This is a genomic window from Paenibacillus sp. WLX2291, from assembly GCF_046603665.1.
Classification (GTDB): Bacteria; Bacillota; Bacilli; order Paenibacillales; family Paenibacillaceae; genus Saccharibacillus.
In genome coordinates this window covers 3,657,446-3,678,414 of sequence record NZ_CP176755.1, presented here as the reverse complement: position 1 = coordinate 3,678,414, position 20,969 = coordinate 3,657,446, and the positions used below count along the sequence as shown (strand labels likewise).

16 protein-coding genes are annotated in these 20,969 nt (G+C 49.2%); 14 read left to right on the top strand and 2 right to left on the bottom strand.

What is annotated here, in order from left to right; translation table 11 throughout:
• The first annotated feature begins 287 nt into the window (after positions 1-287).
• From coaBC to rpe, 10 genes are all read left to right on the top strand, one after another.
• Positions 288-1,517, top strand: coding sequence for a bifunctional phosphopantothenoylcysteine decarboxylase/phosphopantothenate--cysteine ligase CoaBC (gene coaBC / locus ACDE64_RS15705; protein WP_411347438.1), 1,230 nt, complete (start codon positions 288-290; stop codon positions 1,515-1,517).
• On the top strand, positions 1,514-4,069 hold the full coding sequence (priA, locus tag ACDE64_RS15700) for a primosomal protein N' (protein ID WP_411347437.1): 2,556 nt from the start codon (positions 1,514-1,516) through the stop codon (positions 4,067-4,069). Before coaBC ends, priA begins: the two co-directional genes overlap by 4 nt.
• A 144-nt stretch (positions 4,070-4,213) precedes the next feature.
• Positions 4,214-4,693, top strand: a complete 480-nt coding sequence (gene def / locus ACDE64_RS15695; protein ID WP_411347436.1) for a peptide deformylase — start codon at positions 4,214-4,216, stop codon at positions 4,691-4,693.
• Between the two features lie 21 nt (positions 4,694-4,714).
• Positions 4,715-5,650, top strand: a complete 936-nt coding sequence (fmt, locus tag ACDE64_RS15690; RefSeq protein ID WP_411350314.1) for a methionyl-tRNA formyltransferase — start codon at positions 4,715-4,717, stop codon at positions 5,648-5,650.
• A 47-nt stretch (positions 5,651-5,697) separates the two neighbouring features.
• A complete protein-coding gene (gene rsmB, locus ACDE64_RS15685) occupies positions 5,698-7,191 on the top strand; it encodes a 16S rRNA (cytosine(967)-C(5))-methyltransferase RsmB (protein WP_411350313.1) in 1,494 nt (497 codons plus the stop codon).
• 217 nt (positions 7,192-7,408) lie between these two features.
• Positions 7,409-8,455, top strand: a complete 1,047-nt coding sequence (gene rlmN, locus ACDE64_RS15680) for a 23S rRNA (adenine(2503)-C(2))-methyltransferase RlmN (protein ID WP_411347435.1) — start codon at positions 7,409-7,411, stop codon at positions 8,453-8,455.
• 6 nt (positions 8,456-8,461) lie between these two features.
• Positions 8,462-9,235: a Stp1/IreP family PP2C-type Ser/Thr phosphatase gene (locus ACDE64_RS15675; RefSeq protein ID WP_411343073.1), complete on the top strand. Its 774-nt coding sequence runs from the start codon at positions 8,462-8,464 to the stop codon at positions 9,233-9,235.
• Positions 9,232-11,418 (top strand): Stk1 family PASTA domain-containing Ser/Thr kinase, encoded by a 2,187-nt coding sequence (gene pknB / locus ACDE64_RS15670; protein ID WP_411347434.1) that lies wholly within the window; start codon positions 9,232-9,234, stop codon positions 11,416-11,418. Before ACDE64_RS15675 ends, pknB begins: the two co-directional genes overlap by 4 nt.
• A 79-nt stretch (positions 11,419-11,497) precedes the next feature.
• Positions 11,498-12,418, top strand: coding sequence for a ribosome small subunit-dependent GTPase A (gene rsgA, locus ACDE64_RS15665; protein WP_411347433.1), 921 nt, complete (start codon positions 11,498-11,500; stop codon positions 12,416-12,418).
• Positions 12,419-12,421: 3 nt separating this feature from the next.
• Positions 12,422-13,084, top strand: a complete 663-nt coding sequence (gene rpe / locus ACDE64_RS15660; RefSeq protein WP_411343070.1) for a ribulose-phosphate 3-epimerase — start codon at positions 12,422-12,424, stop codon at positions 13,082-13,084.
• 419 nt (positions 13,085-13,503) lie between these two features.
• Here rpe and rpmB read toward each other — a convergent pair whose 3' ends face one another.
• Positions 13,504-13,692, bottom strand: coding sequence for a 50S ribosomal protein L28 (gene rpmB, locus ACDE64_RS15655; RefSeq protein WP_367059797.1), 189 nt, complete (start codon positions 13,690-13,692; stop codon positions 13,504-13,506).
• Between the two features lie 571 nt (positions 13,693-14,263).
• Between rpmB and ACDE64_RS15650 the strand changes: the two genes are divergently transcribed.
• The 4 genes from ACDE64_RS15650 (at position 14,264) to ACDE64_RS15635 (ending at position 19,605) form a co-directional block, all read left to right on the top strand.
• Positions 14,264-16,042, top strand: a complete 1,779-nt coding sequence (locus ACDE64_RS15650; RefSeq protein ID WP_411347432.1) for a DAK2 domain-containing protein — start codon at positions 14,264-14,266, stop codon at positions 16,040-16,042.
• A gap of 46 nt (positions 16,043-16,088) precedes the next feature.
• Positions 16,089-16,949, top strand: a complete 861-nt coding sequence (locus ACDE64_RS15645) for a DegV family protein (RefSeq protein WP_411343068.1) — start codon at positions 16,089-16,091, stop codon at positions 16,947-16,949.
• Between the two features lie 14 nt (positions 16,950-16,963).
• The gene (recG, locus tag ACDE64_RS15640) at positions 16,964-19,015 is read left to right on the top strand and encodes an ATP-dependent DNA helicase RecG (protein ID WP_411350312.1); all 2,052 of its coding nucleotides are present in this window, start codon (positions 16,964-16,966) and stop codon (positions 19,013-19,015) included.
• A gap of 206 nt (positions 19,016-19,221) precedes the next feature.
• Positions 19,222-19,605: a winged helix-turn-helix transcriptional regulator gene (locus tag ACDE64_RS15635; protein ID WP_411347431.1), complete on the top strand. Its 384-nt coding sequence runs from the start codon at positions 19,222-19,224 to the stop codon at positions 19,603-19,605.
• Positions 19,606-19,676: 71 nt separating this feature from the next.
• On the opposite strand, the gene ACDE64_RS15630 is transcribed toward ACDE64_RS15635, so the two are convergent.
• Positions 19,677-20,768 (bottom strand): SDR family oxidoreductase, encoded by a 1,092-nt coding sequence (locus ACDE64_RS15630; RefSeq protein ID WP_411347430.1) that lies wholly within the window; start codon positions 20,766-20,768, stop codon positions 19,677-19,679.
• Between the last annotated feature and the right edge of the window lie 201 nt (positions 20,769-20,969).

Sequence of the window (20,969 nt, the reverse complement as noted above, 5' to 3'; positions counted from 1 at the left end):
ATAAGACGCTGCATGGAAGTACGAATACATGTACCCTTTTTGCATAATAAAAGGTATAATAAAGGGATGGAGAAGCTTGATTTCCACTCCTTTTGTGCATATCGTTTGTGCAGATAAACTTTGTTCTATAGCAACACTAACCTATTCATCCCAAGCGACGACTTGATGAGAATATATAGAGGCATCTGATCATACAATGCCTTCCACTACGCTTCATCTGAAGCAACAACAATGCAAACGTCATACTGCCCATGGGCGGTCATTCCAATACGAAAGTAGGGAACATCATGCTGAAAGGCAAAAAGATCGTGCTCGGTATCACCGGTGGCATTGCTGCATACAAGGCAGCATCGCTATGTAGCGGGCTAGTTAAACAGGGAGCGGATGTGCATGTGATCATGACCCAATCGGCGTCTCAATTTATTACCGAACTGACGCTTCAGACATTATCACGTAATCCGGTGCATATCGATACTTTTGATGAGCGTAATCCCGAAGTGGTGACCCATATTCACCTTGCCGATCTCGCTGATCTGGTGCTGATTGCACCGGCAACCGCGAATACGATTTCCAAAATGACACTTGGTCTGGCAGACGATATGCTGTCTTCTATGCTGCTTGCCACAACGGCACCGATTATGGTCGCACCGGCGATGAATGTGCATATGTACCAGCACCCGGCGATTATGCAAAATATGAACACACTCGTCGAGCGTGGTGTGCTGATGATAGAACCGGGCGAAGGTATGCTTGCCTGCGGGTATGTAGGCAAAGGACGACTGGAAGAACCGGAAACGATCATCTCGGTCGTTAACGATTTTTTCGCCGCTCAGGAGCATAAGAGACAGCTTAGCCATCTGCTATCCGGTCGCAAAGTCACGGTGACAGCGGGCGGAACGATTGAGCGCATCGATCCCGTACGGTATATTACGAACGATTCGTCTGGCAAAATGGGCATCGCTGTTGCACGTATGGCTAAACAGATGGGTGCGGATGTGCGTTTGATCGCTGCTTCCGTACAGGTCCCGCTACCACAGGATATGGAAGTTGTGCGCGTACAGTCTGCACAGGAGATGTATGAAGCAGTGCTTGGCGAATGGAATCATACCGACATCATGGTGCAAACTGCTGCTGTTGCTGATTACCGTCCCAAAACAGTACACACAACCAAAATGAAGAAAAAAGACAACGATCTGACACTAGAACTGGAAAAAACAGTCGATATACTGCAAAGTCTTGGCGAACGTAAGCAGCATCAGTTTCTGATTGGCTTTGCCGCTGAAACGGAACATGTCGCCCAGTACGCTATGGACAAATTACAGCGCAAACGTTGTGATCTGATCGTTGCGAATGATGTGACAGCGACTGGCGCAGGCTTTGGCACAGATACGAATAAAGTTCAAATCTATGATGTCAATGGACTGGCGGACGATGTGCCGTTAATGAGCAAAGAAGAAGTAGCTGTGCGTTTGCTGGAACTGGCTGCGCGCCGTCTAAGTGGGGTGTCTGCCTCATGAGCCGGATTGCCAGGGTGATCGTCGATGTACCGAGCCGTGGCACCGACCGACCGTTTGATTATTTGATCCCGCAATCGATGCAGGGCTGGCTGGAAATTGGCAGTCGGGTCGGTGTGCCATTTGGTTCACGCACGCTGCAAGGATTCGTCGTAGAACTGGCGGATGAATCGGAAACGCCGGACATCAAGTTGAAGGCTGTCAAAGAACTGCTCGATCTGGTGCCGCCGTTATCGGAGGATCTCGTACAATTGTCTGCGTGGATGAGTGCGCGTTATGCCTGTCACCGGATTACAGCATTGCAGGCGATGCTTCCGGCTGCATTGAAAGGGAAAGCAGAACGATACATTTCCGTCGCTGATCCATCAGAGTGGGGCGAGCGCGAGTCAAGCGGGGCATCTGCTGCTGCCGATGAGCCGGTATTGTTCGAAACGGTAGATGAATTGGATGACATGGAATCTGCTATCGTCACGCATATTCGCAAACAGCAGGAAGTGCGTATGGAGCATCTGAGCCGTAAATTTGCGAATCATGCGGATGTGATCAAACGGTTGCTACAGCGCGGTGTATTATCCGAGACGCGCAGCATTCGCGACAAAGTACAAAAGAAAACCGTTCGTACCGTCTCGCTGCATTTGCCAGAGGATGAGATTCGCCGTATTATCGACGAGTTTCCAGCGCGGGCGAGGCGGCAACAGGAAGTACTGACCTTTATTGCCGATACCGGCGGTGAGGTGCAGATGAAAGAGATTTTGACTGTACTTGGTGTAACAGCAAGCACCGTGAAATCGCTCGCAGACAAAGGCTATATCGTCATTCGAGATACCGAAGTGTTCCGTGATCCATACAAAGACCGCAATTTCAAACCGAGTGTACCGTTTGTGCTGACAGATGAGCAGCAGATGGTATACGACGCCATTATTCAGCAGATTGATCAACGGGTCGAAGGCGAATTTCTAATACACGGGATTACTGGTAGCGGGAAGACGGAAGTATATTTACAGTCGATACAGCGCGTAATTGAGCAGGATCGGCAGGCGATTATGCTTGTACCGGAAATCTCGCTCACACCACAAATGGTCGAACGCTTCAAAAGCCGGTTCGGCGATCATGTCGCTGTGCTGCACAGCCGCTTGTCGAGCGGTGAGCGATATGATGAATGGCGCAAAATTCGTGAAGGTCAGGCGCTGGTCGCCATCGGTGCGCGTTCAGCGATCTTTGCTCCTTTTACGAATCTGGGGCTAATTATTATGGACGAAGAGCACGAGACATCGTATAAGCAGGAAGAGAGTCCGAAGTATCATGCTCGCGATGTCGCCGTTCATCGTGCACATCAGCATCAGGCAGTTGTGCTGCTTGGCTCGGCAACGCCGTCACTGGAAAGTTACCATGCGGCGCGTTCGCAGAGTAAGGACGATTTCAACCCCACACTGCTGGAGATTCACGGTCGTGCACTTGGGAGCGAATTGCCGCAGGTGCATATCATCGACATGCGCGAGGAACTGAAGGAAGGCAATCGTTCTATGTTCAGCCGTCCGCTGCATGAAGCGATTGAAGATCGCTTGGAGAAAAAGCAGCAGATCGTCCTGCTGCTCAACCGACGCGGGCATTCTACCTTTGTCATGTGCCGGACGTGCGGGTATGTGGCGGAATGTCCGAATTGCGATATTTCGCTGACCTTCCACCAGCGCTCTAACAATTTGCGTTGCCATTATTGTGGACATGCCGAACCGGCGCCAGAAGTGTGCCCGGAATGTGGCAGTGAGCATATTCGCTATTTTGGTACAGGTACGCAGCGGGTCGAGGAGGAACTGGCGAAGCTGTTTCCCGGTATCCGTGTTGTGCGGATGGATGTAGATACAACTACGCAAAAAGGTTCGCATGAAAAGCTACTGAATCAATTCCGCGACAAGCAGGCGGATTTGCTGCTCGGCACGCAAATGGTCGCGAAAGGACTGGACTTTCCAGATGTGACACTGGTTGGTGTAATCGCTGCCGATTCGGCGCTGCATTTGCCGGATTTCCGCGCTGGTGAGAAGACGTTTCAACTGTTGACACAGGTTGCGGGACGTGCCGGACGACATCATTTGCCGGGAGAAGTTATCGTGCAGACGTATAACCCGGATCATTACTCGGTCATTCATGCGAGTCGTCACGATTATTCGTCCTTTGTACGAGAGGAGCTTAAGCATCGTCAGGTGCTTAGTTATCCGCCATACTGCCGTTTGGCACTGGTTACCTTTTCCCATGAGAAGCTGCCGTTACTAGTACGCATTGCCGAAAATTATGTGCAGATGGTCAAAGATCATGCGCAGCGAGTCGGTTGGCTTGGCAGTCTGGAACGCTTCTCCACCGAAGCGCTGGATGTGCTAGGTCCAGTCGCTTCGCCTATTCCTAGGCTAAAAAATAGATACCGATTCCAATGTATGATAAAATGGCGTGGAGATATGGACGTTGCTCGCTTGGCTGAGTATGTATCGGAACAGCTACAGGACAGCGTGCGCGACAAGGATTTGCTGATCAGCATCGATGTTGACCCTCAAGTGATGATGTGATGTGAGAACATCAGTCGCTGGGACTCACCGGAACACATAACAGGGCAGCAGCATTTTGCTGCCCTGTATTCTGCTTGAATAGAGTTGCAGATATACTCAGGCGCGACAATGAATATAACAATAGATAAGGGATGGGATGACAGGATGGCAATTCGTATTATTGTAAAAGAACCAGATGAAGTACTACACAAAAAAGCAAAACAAGTAACCAAAATCACACCCAATGTACAAAAACTGCTGACCGATATGGCAGAAACGATGTACGACGCAGACGGCGTTGGACTGGCTGCACCACAGGTCGGTATTTTGAAACGAGTGATCGTGGTAGATGTTGGTGACGACAATGGACTGATCGAGCTAATCAACCCGGAGATCGTATCCAGCAGCGGTGAGCAATTGGGTTCTGAGGGCTGCCTGAGCATTCCGGCGCTCAATGGTGAAGTACGCCGTGCGATGGAAGTGACAGTCAAAGGACTGGATCGCGACGGCAATGAAATAACCATTACTGGTACGGAGCTACTCGCGCGTGCACTTCAACATGAGATTGATCATCTGAACGGCGTATTATTTACCGATATTGCAGAGCGTGTCTATGACCGTAGACTGGATGAGGGAGGGGAATAAGCATTGACCAGAATCGCTTTTATGGGAACGCCCGACTTCGCAGTAGCCAGTCTCAAGGTACTGTTGGAGCAGGGTATGAATGTAGTTTGTGTTGTCACACAGCCGGATAAACCGCAAGGTCGGAAAAAGGTGCTTACTCCATCTCCGGTAAAAACTGCCGCTCTTGAGCATAACTTGCCTGTACTGCAACCGCAGCGCATGCGCAGCCCCGAGGCTGTAGCTGAGCTGGCTTCGTATGAACCGGATCTGATTATTACGGCGGCATACGGACAGATTTTGCCAAAAGCTGTACTGGATCTGCCACGCCTTGGCTGCGTCAATATCCACGGCTCCCTGCTGCCCAAGTATCGCGGTGGTGCTCCGATTCAGCGCTGTATTATAAATGGGGAAACAGTAACTGGTATTACGCTGATGTATATGGCAGAAGGCTTGGATACTGGCGATATGATCTCACGTTTGGAAGTACCGATTACGGATGACGATACATCCGGTACGTTGTTTGCCAAAATGAGTGAAGCTGGCGCACACATTCTCACAACCGAGCTGCCACGCTTGGTGGCAGGCAAAATAGATGCAGAACCGCAAAATGACGACGAAGCGACGTATGCGCCGAATCTATCTCGCGACGATGAGAAGATCGACTGGTCGCGCAATAGCCGTGACATTTACAATCAGATTCGCGGATTGGTGCCGTTCGCAGGTGGCTTTACACTCTGGAATGGCGATGTATTCAAAGTATGGAAAACGGTACAGCCACAGCCGGATGCTTCCTTGCCTGCGGGAGCGGCAGATGCAGCACCGGGAACTGTAGTAGAACTGGGCAAGAACGGTATCGTCGTGCGTACCGGTGATGGCGTATTGATGCTAACCGAAGTACAACCAGCAGGCAAAAAGGCACTGAACGCTGCCGACTTTGCGCGCGGTAATGCGCTTGCGGTAGGAACGGTGTTCCAGTGAGCGATTCTAACAAGCGCAATCCGAATCCCAAGCCAGCTTCTAACAATATTCATTCCCATTCCAATTCGTTTCATACCAAGTCATCTGCCCAAGCTTCATCAGGCTCATCACGCACTCATGCTTCGTCGCGTGGCAAATCATCGCAAGCACGTCAGCTGTCTGCTCGCGAAGTAGCGTTGAACGTATTGACGGATGTCGATGCAAGCGGCTCATACAGCAATTTGCAGCTGAATCAGGAGCTGGTACAAGCGAAGCTGGAGCGTGCAGATGCAGGACTGGCAACAGAGATTGTCTATGGCACGATTGCTCATTTTAATACGATTGATTATTTTCTGAACCCATTTGTATCCAAAGGGCTGAACAAGCTGCAACCGTGGGTGCGCAGTTTGTTGCGGCTTAGCTTTTACCAGTTGTATTATTTGGATCGCATTCCGGCACATGCGGCTGTCAATGAGGCGGTGAATATCGCCAATCGTCGTGGTCATCAAGGCGTGTCTGGCATGGTCAATGGCGTACTGCGCAATGTACTACGTCAGCTGGATGAATTGCAAATTCCAGATGGGCTGTCTGCGGTCAAGCGGATATCGCTTCAATATTCGCATCCAGAATGGCTAGTGAAGCGTTGGATCAAGCAGTACGGTGAGGAAACGACCGAACAAATCTGTATGTCTAACAATGAGCCGCCTACGGTCAGTGTACGGGTGAATACGAATCTCGTATCCCGGCAGAAGATGCTGGATATCTTAAATGAGCAGGGCTATTATGCTCAGCCATCGGCGATTGCGCCGGATGGTATTGTGCTCGGTGGCAGTGGAAATATGGCGCTAACCGATTGGTATCGCAGTGGACAAATTTCCATTCAGGACGAAAGTTCGATGCTAGTTGCCGAAGCCGTACAGCCGCAGCCCGGTATGGATGTACTGGACTGCTGTGCTGCACCCGGAGGCAAAACCGCGCATCTGGCGGAAAAAATGCAAAATAGCGGTCGGATTATCGCCAACGATATTCATGAGCATAAGCGCAAGCTGATCGATGATCAGGCAGAGCGCCTGCATATTTCTGTGATTGAGACAACGGTTGGCGATGCGATGACATTGTCGGATCGGTATCCGGCGGCTTCTTTTGACCGTATTCTGCTGGATGCGCCTTGCTCTGGTCTGGGCGTTATTCGCCGCAAGCCGGATTTGAAATGGAACAAGACAGCAGCTGATATCGGCGCCATTACCGAATTGCAGCAGCAACTGCTGGAAAAGGTAGCGCCTCTGCTCAAGCCGGACGGCATTCTGGTATACAGCACCTGTACCATTGAGCGTAGTGAGAATGAAGATATGATGCGTCGTTTTCTGGAAGCACATGAGGATTTCGAAGTCGCTCTCAATCCGCTTCGTGCTCTGTTACACAATACAGATGCAGTAACATCGTCAGATACACAGTCTGCAACCGAGCACCATGCTGCACCGACTACGATTGGCGTACAGATTTTGCCACAGGATTATCATTCCGATGGATTTTACATCGCGGCATTACGCCGTGTACGATAGAATTGGCTGATTTTTTTGGTATAGCCTAATAGCAGGCACACCACTCGCATGAATATTTGCACAATAAAGGGCAGATGTTGGCGGAGTGCCTCTTTAGGCTTTCTTTGTTTTGTGCTAAACTAGTAAAGATGTGAACCCGATAGTAAATGACAGATATACAAGCCGTGCATAGTGTTCAACAAATTTAATGATATTAAGAATAGGTGTGATAACTGCAATGAAACCCTTTATATATGACTTTTCCCTGGATGATCTCCAGGAATGGGTGAAAGAGAATAATGAGCCTGCATTCCGGGCATCGCAAATTTTTGACTGGCTGTATGTGAAGCGCGTATCTTCGTTTGAGGAAATGACCAATCTTTCCAAAGGCCTGCGCGCCAAGCTGAACGACCAGTTTTCTTTTGTCATGCTGGATGAAATTACAAAGCTGCAATCCAAAGACGGTACGGTAAAATTCCTGTTCGGTCTGCATGATAACCATGCAATCGAGACCGTTATTATGCGTCACAATTACGGTAACAGCATCTGCGTAACGACTCAGGTCGGCTGCCGGATCGGCTGTACATTTTGCGCGTCTACACTGGGTGGTCTGAAGCGTAACCTGACTGCTGGTGAGATCGTTGCTCAGGTTGTGCAGGCACAGAAGATTCTGGACGAAACGAACGAACGTGTCAGCAGCATCGTTATTATGGGCTCTGGCGAACCGTTTGAGAACTATGAAGCAACAATGAAATTCCTACGCATCATGATTCATGAAAAAGGTTTGAATATCGGTCAACGTCATATCACCGTATCCACGAGTGGGATCGTACCGAACATTTACCAATTTGCGGATGAAAATACCCAGATCAATCTGGCGATTTCCATTCACGCACCTAACGACAAACTGCGCTCCAAGCTGATGCCGGTTAACCGTCGTTTCCCGTTTGACGATGTAATGGAATCTCTGCGCTACTATATGGAAAAAACCGGTCGCCGGATTACATTTGAATACGCCTTGATCGGTGGCGTGAATGACCGTGCCGAGCATGCAGAAGAACTGGGCAATATTCTCAAAGACATGATGTGCCACGTCAACCTGATCCCGGTTAACTATGTGCCAGAACGTAATTACGTACGCACCCCGCGTAAAGATATTTTTGAGTTCCAGCGCATTCTGGCGGACAAAGGCGTGAACGTTACGATCCGCCGTGAGCAAGGTCATGATATTGCAGCAGCATGTGGACAATTACGTGCGAAGCATATGGAGTCGACTGCGAGGTGATGGGTGTTGATTAAAGCAGCACAGTTGAGTGATAAGGGGCGCGTCAGACAGGTTAACGAGGATTCCGTATGGATTGGTAGTATACAGGAAGAATATGTACTGGGCATTGTAGCTGATGGAATGGGAGGTCACCGTGCAGGTGATACCGCCAGTCAGTTAGCTGTCCAAACCGTAGTATCCGATCTTCAAGGCCTGGAAGTGGGGATGTCGGCAGAAGCATGCCGCGCCGCGCTGCATGATGCGATTTTACATGCGAATGATGTTGTTTTTCATACCGCACAAACAAGCAGTGATTATCATAATATGGGAACGACCGTTGTTGCCGTTCTGCTGCGTGGCAATCAGGGCATTATCGGTCATATTGGCGATAGCCGTGCGTATCTGGTAGGCGAGGATGCTCTTCGTCTGATTACGCAGGATCATAGTCTGGTCAATGAGTTGCTCAGAACCGGGCAAATTAGCCAAGAAGAGGCAGCTTCGCATCCACGCCGCAATGTATTAACACGCGCACTTGGCACCGATGCCGAAGTGAATGTGGAATTGGATGATATTGCCCTGTCTACGGGCGAAGTGCTGCTGTTATGTAGCGATGGATTGACCAATATGGTCGCCGGAGCACAGATTGAGACGGTAGCACTGGCAGGAATTCCACTGGAAGAACGTGCCCGTCATCTCGTTGCACTCGCGCTGGAAGCTGGCGGTGAGGACAATATTACAGTTGCCCTGTTTGAATTTACCGACTCTGTATCAGAGTCTGATGATAAGGGGTGGACGCCATGATCGGACGTGTTCTCGGCGGCCGCTATGAGATTATGGAAGAGATCGGCGGCGGCGGTATGGCGCTCGTTTACAAAGCGCTGGATGTGCTGCTTAATCGTCATGTAGCGATCAAGGTGCTGCGTCAGCAGTTTGTATACGATGAAGAATTTATCCGCCGTTTTCGCCGTGAAGCGCAATCGGCTGCTTCGCTGTCTCATCCGAATGTAGTCAGCATTTATGATGTTGGTCAGGAAGACGATGTGCATTATATCGTTATGGAATATATCAATGGGCAGAATCTGAATGAGATTATCAAAGAACGAGCACCGCTGCCAGTAGAGGAAGCGGTACGTTTTGCCACTCAGATCTGTGATGCATTGGATCACGCCCATCATAATCAGATTATTCACCGTGATATTAAGCCACACAATATTTTGATTGGTCGTAATGGACGGGTCAAAGTAACGGACTTTGGGATTGCACGCGCCGTCACCTCGACTACGATTACGCAGACCGGTTCCGTTGTCGGCTCCGTACACTATTTTTCACCAGAGCATGCCAAAGGTGTTACAACAGGCGAGAAATCCGATCTGTATTCACTTGGTATCGTAATGTACCAGATGTTGACCGGACGATTGCCATTTCAAGGGGAAAGCCCGATCAGTGTGGCGCTCAAGCATTTGCAGGATGAGTTTGAAGATCCGCGTTTGATCAATCCGCTCATTCCGCAGAGTGTGGAAAATATTATTTTGAAGGCAATGCGCAAAAATCCGGCAGAGCGGTACCATTCTGCTCACGATATGTTAACAGATCTCGATACATGCCTGCTGCCCGAGCGTAGCAAGGAATCGCGAGTCTATTTTGCAAGCAATGATGATGATGAACAAACCAAGGTGGTATCGGCAATTCGGCCGAACTCTATCCCCATTCCGCCACTGGAAAAGGAGGAGGTTCGCAATATGGAACGCGACCGCGGTCGAAAAAGCAGTGCCGCTACCAAGCAAAGCTTCTGGAAAAAACCAGCTGTGTGGGTATCGATTGTCGTACTCATTCTTCTGATCATGACAGCAGCAGCTTTTTATGTGCGTACTACATTTGAAGTGCCGGAAGTTACCGTGAAGAGTGTAGTTAATGAAACGCAGCAAAATGCAATCCAGATTCTAAGCGATCAAGGGCTGACGGTTTCCGATGACATTGTGTACGAGTATCAGGAGGGCAAAGAACCTGGTATTGTATTTGCCCAGAATCCAGAGCCGAACAGTGTAGTCAAAAAAGGAGCCAGTGTGCAGCTCAGTGTGACAGTCGACAAAGACCCGATCAAAATGCCGGATCTGAAGAGCGGCATTACATTTGAGGATGCACGCAAGCAATTGCTGGCATTGGGCTTCAAAGACGATCAAATCACTCGCGAAGATCAGACTAGTGATAGTGTAGATAGCGGTATTGTATTGAATCAGAATCCAGGTGCCAACGAGGAAGTTCAGCCAGAGATGCAGGCGGTTACGTTGATCGTCAGCAAAGGCGCTTCGACAGCAACCGTACCCGATCTGACCAATTCCAGTCAGTCCAGCGCACAATCGAAGCTGTCTGACACTGGGTTTGGTGTAGGGAATGTACAACAGGAATCCAGCTACAGTGTGGAATCTGGCAAAGTCACTCGTCAAAACCCACAAGCTGGTAGTTCAGAAACGAAGGGTAGCAAGGTTGATTTCTGGATTAGTACCGGTTATCCACCGGAAGCTCTGGATTATACGTACAGTGTATCCGTTCCACCGAAAACAGCAGGTCAGGCGAGCAAAATTAATATTATTTTCACCGATGCTCGTGGAGCTGATCGCAATTGGGGTACAAAAACGATTAATTCAAGACAGTCCTTACAGGTTAATATGATTTTGGACCCAAGTCAGAATGGTGTGGTCAAAGTATATCGGGATGGTCAATTCCTTGATACATTTGCGATTAGCTATAATGATGCCAAACAGAATACGGTACAGGAGGGTGTTGTAGAGCCTAGCAATTCCGGTGAAGTCACACCACCGGCTACGACGACACCACCAGCGACAACGCCGCCGGGCAGTACAGATGGAACTGATCCAGCGAATGGCACCGGCACGGGAACGACAGATGGTACAAGTACAGGTCAAGATGGAACGACCGATAGTACAACGCCACCTGACCCAAGTACCGATACGGATACAGATTAAGTATACGTAGAAAGGCAAGTCATCCTGTACTTTGCAAGTTCAATACAAGTCAATGAGAGTCGACGAGAGGACGGATTACATGCCTGAAGGCTTAATCGTCAAAGCGCTAAGCGGATATTATTATGTCAAACCGGGTGAGGAAGCCGGCGATGCCGGTACTTCGTCCGGTACGATTCAGTGCCGAGCACGCGGGATTTTTAAGAAAAAAGGCATCTCGCCGCTTGTTGGCGATCAGGTAATCTATTCATTGACTGAAAATGGAGAAGGCACCGTGGATGAGATATTGCCACGGCGGACGGAATTGATTCGTCCGCCTGTGGCGAATATTGATCAGGCGGTGCTGCTCTTTTCTGTTAAAGAACCGGATTTGAGCCTGATTTTGCTGGATAAATTTCTGGTACATATCGAGCACGCGGGGCTGGAGCCGCTCATTTGTTTTAGTAAAATGGATTTGCTGGATGAGCAAGATCAGCAGACACGAGATGAAGTGGAGCAAGCGCGTCTATTATATGAACAGATCGGTTACCATGTTATTTTGACCAGTGCGGAAAGCCAGCTTGGAGCACAGCAGATATCATCAGAGCTGAACGGACGTCTGAGCATGTTCGCTGGTCAATCTGGTGTGGGCAAATCATCGCTGCTAAATGCTGTCATTCCGGGGAGTGACCTGAATACGAGCGAGATCAGCATGCGGCTTGGTCGTGGTCGTCATACGACACGCCATGTGGAGCTGATCGAGTTGGAGGGTGGCGGCTATGTCGCCGATACCCCGGGATTCAGTCAATTGAACTTTACCCAGCTTGGCGTCGATGATCTTGGTTCCTGCTTCCGCGAATTCAATCGATATGCCGATAGCTGCAAATTCCGTGGCTGTACCCATCTGCATGAACCGGGCTGCAAAGTGATAGAAGCGCTCAATGATGGCGAAGTCGCGCAGAGCCGGTACAAACATTATCAGCAGTTTTACCAGGAGATGAAAGACGAGAAACGGAGGTACTGAACTATGCATGATATCAAAATCGCACCATCCATCCTGTCCGCCGATTTTGGCAAATTGTTGGATGAAGTGAAAGAAGTGGAACGTAGCGGCGCAGATTGGTTACACGTTGACGTAATGGACGGACATTTTGTTCCAAATATTACATTTGGTGCACCCGTACTGCAATCCATCGCTCCACATACCGGACTGTTCATCGATGTGCATCTGATGATTGAGAACCCGGATCGTTATATCGCTGATTTCGTGAAAGCTGGTGCCCAGATGATTACCGTCCATGCCGAAGCTTGTACGCATCTGCATCGCGTCATTCATCTGATCAAAGAACACGGCGCCAAAGCAGGCGTAGCCCTGAATCCGGCAACCCCAGCCAGCGCCATCCGCGAAGTACTGGAAGATGTGGATATGGTACTTGTCATGACCGTTAACCCCGGTTTTGGTGGGCAATCGTTCATCCCACGCACCGTACACAAAATCCGCGAAATCCGCGACTGGGCAAACGCTATTGGTCATACCGCCCTACACATCGAAGTAGACGGCGGCATCGCCGCTTCTACAGCTAAACAAGTCGTAGAAGCAGGTGCCGATGTCCTCGTAGCCGGCAGCGCCGTCTTCGGCGCCCCCAACCGCGCCGCAGCCATCCAAAGCATCCGCAATAGCTTAACCTAATCATATACAAAAAAAGGCAACCGATCTTCCACAAGATCAGTTGCCTTTTCCGTATATTCTTTCAAAAACTCCAAATATACTTATGTATCCACCTATAACCCAACCATTTCACAAATCTTATTACTCCCCAACTGCTCCACTCCCACCATAAGGTGCTATACATTTTTCCTCGCGAGCACAGCATGCCCGAATTAGCACATAGCGGAGGTAAAGGAATAAGGGAAAAGGACGACTTTGGAGGGGCGGGAATCTACAAGTATCAACCTTATTCGTAGATTCCCGCGGCTCCACCCGAGGACGTTCCCTTATCCTTTACCGAAGCGGTGTACCTAGTTCCAGCACCAAGCACCCTACCTCAAAAAATGTAAGCAGCAAAAAAGCACCCTCATATTGGAGAGTGCTTTCTCATCATCATATCATTATACGCGGGTAACTTTACCGGATTTCAAAGCGCGAGTACTTACATATACGCGTTTTGGTTTACCGTTTACGAGGATGCGAACTTTTTGAACGTTCACGCCCCAAGTACGACGGTTACGGTTGTTAGCGTGAGATACGTGGTTGCCGCTACCAGCAGTTTTACCTGTTACATAACATTTACGGGCCATAGTTACACCTCCTATTTCCGAAAAAGTGCATGAAAACAACACTCATAACATATTATCATAATCAAGAAAGCAACGTCAACACTTCTAAATACTTTATTTATTTCTGTACAGGGTTATAGTACAATGTAACATAGTTCCGTATGACCTTTGGACGGAAGCTGTGGCAGGTTTGCGCCTATTTGTAAAAGCGTTTTATCGGCTGCTTTTATACTCACCGGAGTAGCCGTTCATTGTAGCTCGTATTACCAAAAACAGCTGTAATGGCGCGCTTTTGCCCAGGTTTGGTACTTGGTACTTGGATAAGGTGCTAAACATATGAAACGTCAGTCATACTACTGGCGTATAATACAGCACATCCTGTATAGGTACAGGATCAATAATGGTGGCATGGCATAATAACGATAAATGATGCTTTGTATCACCTGATGAACAGTGTCTGGCTATCATTTAGCATTGATATGAGGGCAGGCAGAACAAGAAATAACAACTAAACAATTAACTATGACTAGCGTAAAGTTCTGCTTCCCATTAGTTATTGGCGAAGCGGATAGATGAGGAAGGGGATTTTTCATTGAGTAAGCGTTCTTTAAACGGGGTTGATTTTACCGCAATGGTACTGGCGGGTGCAGCACAATTGCACCAGCATGCAGAACATGTCAATTCTTTGAATGTGTTTCCTGTGCCGGATGGCGATACAGGCACCAATATGAATTTGACGATGACCGCAGGAGTAACAGAACTGAAATTGCATGAAACGCCATCCATCGGTCAGGCGGCAACTATATTGTCCAAAGGACTGCTAATGGGCGCGCGTGGTAATTCTGGCGTTATTCTGTCTCAGCTGTTCCGTGGCTTCAGCCGCTCGGCATCATCCCGCGATGAATTAAATGCTGCTCAATTTGCGGCTGCACTGCAACAGGGCGTAGAAGCTGCCTACAAAGCGGTCGTGAAACCAGTGGAAGGCACGATTCTTACAGTAGCCAAAGAAGCTGCCAAGCACGCGGTATACTATTCCCGCCGCACCACGGATCTGACAGATCTGATGGGCGAAGTATTAAAGCGTGCTCATGAAGCGCTGGCACAGACACAGGAAATGCTGCCGGTGCTCAAGCAAGTCGGCGTCGTCGATTCCGGCGGTCAGGGCTTAGTATATATTTATGAAGGATTTTACGAATATTTACAGCATGGACAAGCAACAACGAGTACAGCAGGGAATACGACTGCTCATACCTCTGTCAGCAGCGCGCCGTCTGCGGTAGCTGTGAAGACAGCGCCTGCAATTGATGTACCTGTATCGGCGCAAGCCAAGCTGGAGACGGAAGATATTGAATTTTTGTATGATATGGAGTTCTTTATCAATCGTACCCTTGGTCAGGCAGCACAGGCGCGTTTTGACGAAGAGCAGTTCCGTCAAGCGCTGGGCGTGAATGGCGATTCCATTATCGTCATTGCAGACGACGAAGTGATCAAAGTGCATGTGCATTCGCGTGCACCGGGCGAAGTGCTGAATCTGGCGCTGCAATATGGCGAGATTACACAAATTCATATTTTGAATATGCGAGAGCAGCATCGCGATCTGCTATCGGCAGGTCTGGATATTGCACCGCCACCGGAGCTGTTCGCGGATATTCCGCAGCAACCGATCCAGACACAAGCCGAAGCAGTACCACCGGCAGAGGAAGTTGCGCCTTACGGTATCATTGCTGTTTCGTCGGGCGATGGCATATCCGAGATTTTCCGCAGTCTTGGTGTAGACATTATTCTGGCAGGCGGTCAGACGATGAATCCAAGTACAGAAGACTTTGTCAAAGCTGCAGAAAGTCTGGCGGCGCGTCACATTTATATATTGCCGAATAACTCGAATATCGTACTTGCAGCACAGCAGGCGCGTGATCTGCTGGAAGAAAGCAAGCAGATTACCGTTATTCCGAGTAAAAGTATTCCGCAGGGCATTGCCGCGGCGTTTGCGTTCCAAGAAGACGAAGAGGTAGATGTGAATACCGCCAACCTGAACGAAGCACTGACTCATGTAAAATCCGGTCAGGTAACGCTCGCTGTGCGAGATACGAATATGGATGATATGATCATCAAACAAGGGAATTATATCGGTATTCATAATTCCAAAATTGTCGCTACCGATGCGGAGCTGCTGCACACCTGTCAACAACTGCTGACAGCAATGGTCGAAGACGGACAGGAAGTCATTACTGTTCTGACCGGCAGTGAAGCAGATCAGCAGCAAACGGCAGCATTGGCAGAGTGGATTGAATCCACCTACCCGGATGCGGAAGTGGAGATTCATGACGGCGGACAACCGGTGTATCACTACCTGTTCTCCGTAGAATCTTAATCATCCGTTATTACGGCACCGTACAGCCTCACGAGGAGGATACTGAATGGCACATCCTATGATCGTTACCGAAAGTACCGCCGATATTCCGGCAGAGCTGATCAAGCAATATAACATTCAAATTATTCCGCTGCGCTTATTTTTTGGACAGGACAATTATGCGGATGGTGTTGATATTACGTCATCAGAGTTTTACGACAAATTGGCGGCAGCTTCTCAATTACCAACGACGTCTCAGCCGTCTCCGGCAGATTATGCGGCTGCATACGAACGCCTATTGACCGAAGACCCGGAGCGGGAAATTGTCTCGATCCATCTATCTTCCGGTCTGAGCGGCACATATCAGTCAGCAACGATTGGACGCTCCATGACAGAACAGCCAGAACGCATTACGGTGATCGACTCCAAATCCGCTTCGTATGGGTATGGTCTGGCAGTTGTTCATGCAGCTCGTCTTGCACAGGAAGGGTTGTCGCCGCGTGCGATTGAGGCAGATGTTCATCGTTTGCTGGCGGAACGGGAACTGTATTTTCTCGTGGACGATCTGGAATATTTGCGCAAAGGTGGGCGAATCGGTCGTGCTTCGGCGATGATCGGTACGCTGCTGAATGTTAAACCCATTTTGTCGATTGATGAAAATGGAGTGATTTACCCGGTTGAAAAAGTACGCGGGCAGAAAAAGGCAATGCTGCGAATCGTTGAGATGATGAAGCAAAAGCTGACTGCACGCAAAATCCATCTGGCACTGGGGCATACGGCGAATCGCGAATCCTGTGAGCCACTGTTACAGCTGTTAAAGCAACATTATGAGATCGGTGAACTGGTCTATTCAGAGATCGGTCCGGTTATCGGTACGCATACAGGCGCAGGTACGATTGCCGTCTTCGCTTGGCCGGATGAACAATGAATGAGGGATGAATGATGAATATCAATCTGGATCAGATTGGCGTTCGGCAGGTCAGCGGCGTGAGTGCTTCCAAAGAGGGGGAGCTTCACGCCTTTGGCATCTCTACCGTGCTGGATTTGCTAGAGTACTTTCCCTTTCGGTATGAAGATTACCGGCTGAAGGCACTTCAGGAAGTCAAAGATGGCGACAAAATTACGGTAGAAGGCAAAATTGTCGGCCTGCCAGTATTACAGCGCTATGGCAAAAAATCACGTTTAACTTGCAATGTGATGGTGGATAACTGGATGGTCAAGGCGACTTGGTTTAACCGCCATTTTCTAAAAGATCAATTGACGACCGGGCGCGATATTATTTTAACGGGTAAATGGGATCAGCGCCGTGCACAAATGACGATTACCGATTCGGAATTTCCAGATAAAGGCACACAGCGTAGTGGCAGTCTGCAACCAGTCTATTCTGTCGGTGGCAAGATTACACAAACATGGATTCGCAAAATGATCAATCAAGCGCTGGATCAGTATGGAGAGATGATTCCCGAGGTTTTGCCGCAGGAGTTAATGCAGCGCTACAAGCTGATGTCGCGTAAACAGGCGATTCGTCAGCTGCATCAGCCGCAGGATGTAGGCGAAGGCAAGCAAGCGCGTCGGCGCATGGTGTATGAGGAACTGTTTATGTTCCAGCTCAAATTGCAGGCGTATCGCAGTATGAACCGCAAGCGCAGTACCGGTATTGTGCATACGACTGACAATGCGACGATTCGTGAATTTGTGCGCAGTTTGCCATTTGAACTGACAGATGCACAAAAGCAAGTGGAACTCGAAATTCTAAAAGATATGCGCTCGCCATATAGTATGAACCGTTTGCTGCAAGGGGATGTCGGTTCCGGTAAAACGGTCGTAGCGGCAATCGGCTTGTTCGCGACGGTACGTTCTGGTCATCAGGGCGCCTTGATGGTGCCGACTGAGATTTTGGCAGAGCAGCATGTACGCTCACTCAAAAAGCTATTTGAACCGTTCGATATTACCGTAGAAATGTTAACCAGCAGTGTGACTGGACGTCGGCGCAAGGACTTGCTGGCATCGCTGCAAATGGGTATGACGAATATTATCGTTGGTACCCACGCGCTTATTCAGGAAGATGTCTTTTTCCGCAGTCTTGGTCTCGTCGTTACAGATGAGCAGCATCGCTTTGGTGTCAATCAGCGTAGCGTGTTGCGGCGCAAGGGCTTTGACCCGGATGTGCTGACGATGACAGCAACGCCGATTCCACGTACGCTGGCGATTACGGCATTTGGTGATATGGATGTATCCACGATCTCCGAACGACCGAAAGGGCGCAAGCCGATCACCACGTACTGGGTGAAGCACAATATGATGGATCGAGTACTGGGCTTTATTTCACGCGAAATTGGTCAGGGACGGCAAGCGTATGTCATTTGTCCGCTGATCGAGGAGTCTGACAAGCTTGATGTACAAAATGCGATTGATCTCTACGTTGAGCTGGATCAAGCATTATCGGACACTACCGTTGGACTGCTGCACGGTCGGATGAATGCGGCGGAGAAGGAAGAGACGATGCGCGCCTTTTACAGCAATGAAACGCAATTGCTCGTTTCTACTACCGTTGTCGAGGTCGGTGTCGATGTGCCAAACGCGACGCTGATGATCGTCATGGATGCCGACCGATTCGGATTATCCCAGCTGCATCAGCTACGGGGACGTGTTGGTCGGGGGGAGCATGAGTCGTTCTGTATTCTGGTCGCCGATCCGAAGTCGGAGATTGGACAAGAGCGAATGCGAGCAATGACAGAGACGGACGACGGATTCGAGGTGTCGCGTCGCGACTTAGAGCTGCGTGGACCGGGTGAATTCTTCGGTACACGTCAGAGCGGCTTGCCAGAGTTCAAGATCGCAGATATGGTCAGCGATTTTGAGGTGCTGGAAGTTGCGCGCAATGATGCGGCACGAATGGTAGCAAGTGACTTCTTCTGGACATCGCCGGAGTACGAGCCGCTACGCGAGTTTTTACAGCGCCAGCAGGTATTTCAGGGCGAGTTGATCGACTAATTGTGACAACTGCGATAAGTGCACATACAAAAGAGACGCGACTTGAAAGGAACACCGTTGAGCATAACGGGTTCGTATTCATGGTCTGCGTCTCTTTTGTATATTGCGATTGGATCGATTGCATCAATCATGCAACGGTCTGACGAATCTGCCTGAACATGATAGAATGATATCACGCAGCTCAATATCAACAGGAGGAATGCCGTATGCCGGAACCAGTCAAACAATACAATACTGCTGTTGAAGCGACGCTGGAAGTCATCGGTGGCAAATGGAAGCCAGTCATTCTCTTTTTCCTGACATTTGGCAAAAAGCGTAATGGCGAGCTGGTGCGTCTGCTACCATCTATTACACAAAAGGTACTAACCCAGCAGTTAAAAGAGCTGGAACGAGATGGCATCATTCAGCGCATCGTTTACAATGAAATGCCACCACGCGTAGAATACGAGCTAACCCCGTATGGTGACAGTCTAAAAGAGATTTTACATGCGATGTGCCGCTGGGGAGATGTACATGTACAGCGTACGTACGGCGAACAAGCGCAGATTGTTGCTCATGATCGCCTATCCCAACATGAAAAAAACATATAACTCCACGAAGGGGATTAGCGCAGATCTAACATTCAAACGCTGCCCATCCACTCTCTATATGGGCCATACGCTTAACCGGGAATAATCCGTTGCACACGCAGATCGTCGAAAATATCCCAAAACATCTGCTCTGTATGCACAAACTCATAAAATCCGAATCGGCGTGCCTTGCTACCATCAGCAAAAAAGTCATAATCCCAACCAAATACAAAATCGCCAAATGCCCATGATGATACGTCACTATAGGGATGTGGCTCAAGATCGTATTGTTCAACCATACGTTGCCATAGCGCTTCCTTGTCCTGCATCATCACGTCCAGTGGCATTGGCAACGGTGGTGCAGTCTCCATCTCAAAATAACTTGCAATCTTCGGCCATAGCTCATTCCAGCGGAACAAATCACCGTTGTTAATATTAAACGCCTGATTTCCACATTGCGGCTCGGTTGCTGCCCATACTGTCGCTTTGGCTAATAGCGTAGCGTCGGTCATTTCCAGTAGCGAATGATACGCACCGGGCTTGCCGGGAAAGCGCAGCGGAATGCCAATCTCGCGTGACAATGAAGCATATACCGCAATCACAAGCGCCAGATTCATCGGATTGCCAAGTGCGACGCCACATACAACAGATGGACGCATCGCCGACCATGTCCAAGATTTACCTTGTTGACGCTGCTCGACAAACTGCTGCTGTGCCATATTGAATTCTGGTGGCATAGGAGTAGCATCCTGCTCTAGCGCTGGTGTTTTGAATGGGCCGAGGTGAGCGCCATATACTTTGTAACCTTGCATCAGACTCACATGTTGCAAATGGGGAGCGGCTGGTTCTACCGCATTCAGCACATTTATCAGCATAGTCAGATTCGGCTCCACCAGTTCTGCCCAGCTCGGGCGATCCTGATAAGCAGCGTAAAAGAGATGGGTGACTTCCTGCAAGCTGCCCAGCTTGTCTATAGTATCGTTCTCGTCCAGTACATCCACAGATAAATAACGCAGTCGCTCACGATCCATCCCGCCACGCCGGGATACGCCTATAATATCCCAATCCGGTAAAGTCAGCAAATGCTGAATCAGATTGCTGCCAATCACACCGTTTGCACCAATTACCAGTGCCACCTTGGGCAAATGAGGCACCGATGGGGAAGAGGAAGATAGATTTGTCATAGGTACAGGCTCCTTTAAACATGAAGTTTGGATTGCCTGTTTATTGTGCCCGAGATTGATCGTGAACAATAGTACGCACTTTCAGGTTACACTGTTACTTCCAAGTTACTGATAGAGAGTCAAGCCAAAATAACTAGAGAGTACAATGACAACAAAAAGAGAGTACAGTCATAACAACTAGTACTCTCTACTTAGCAATAT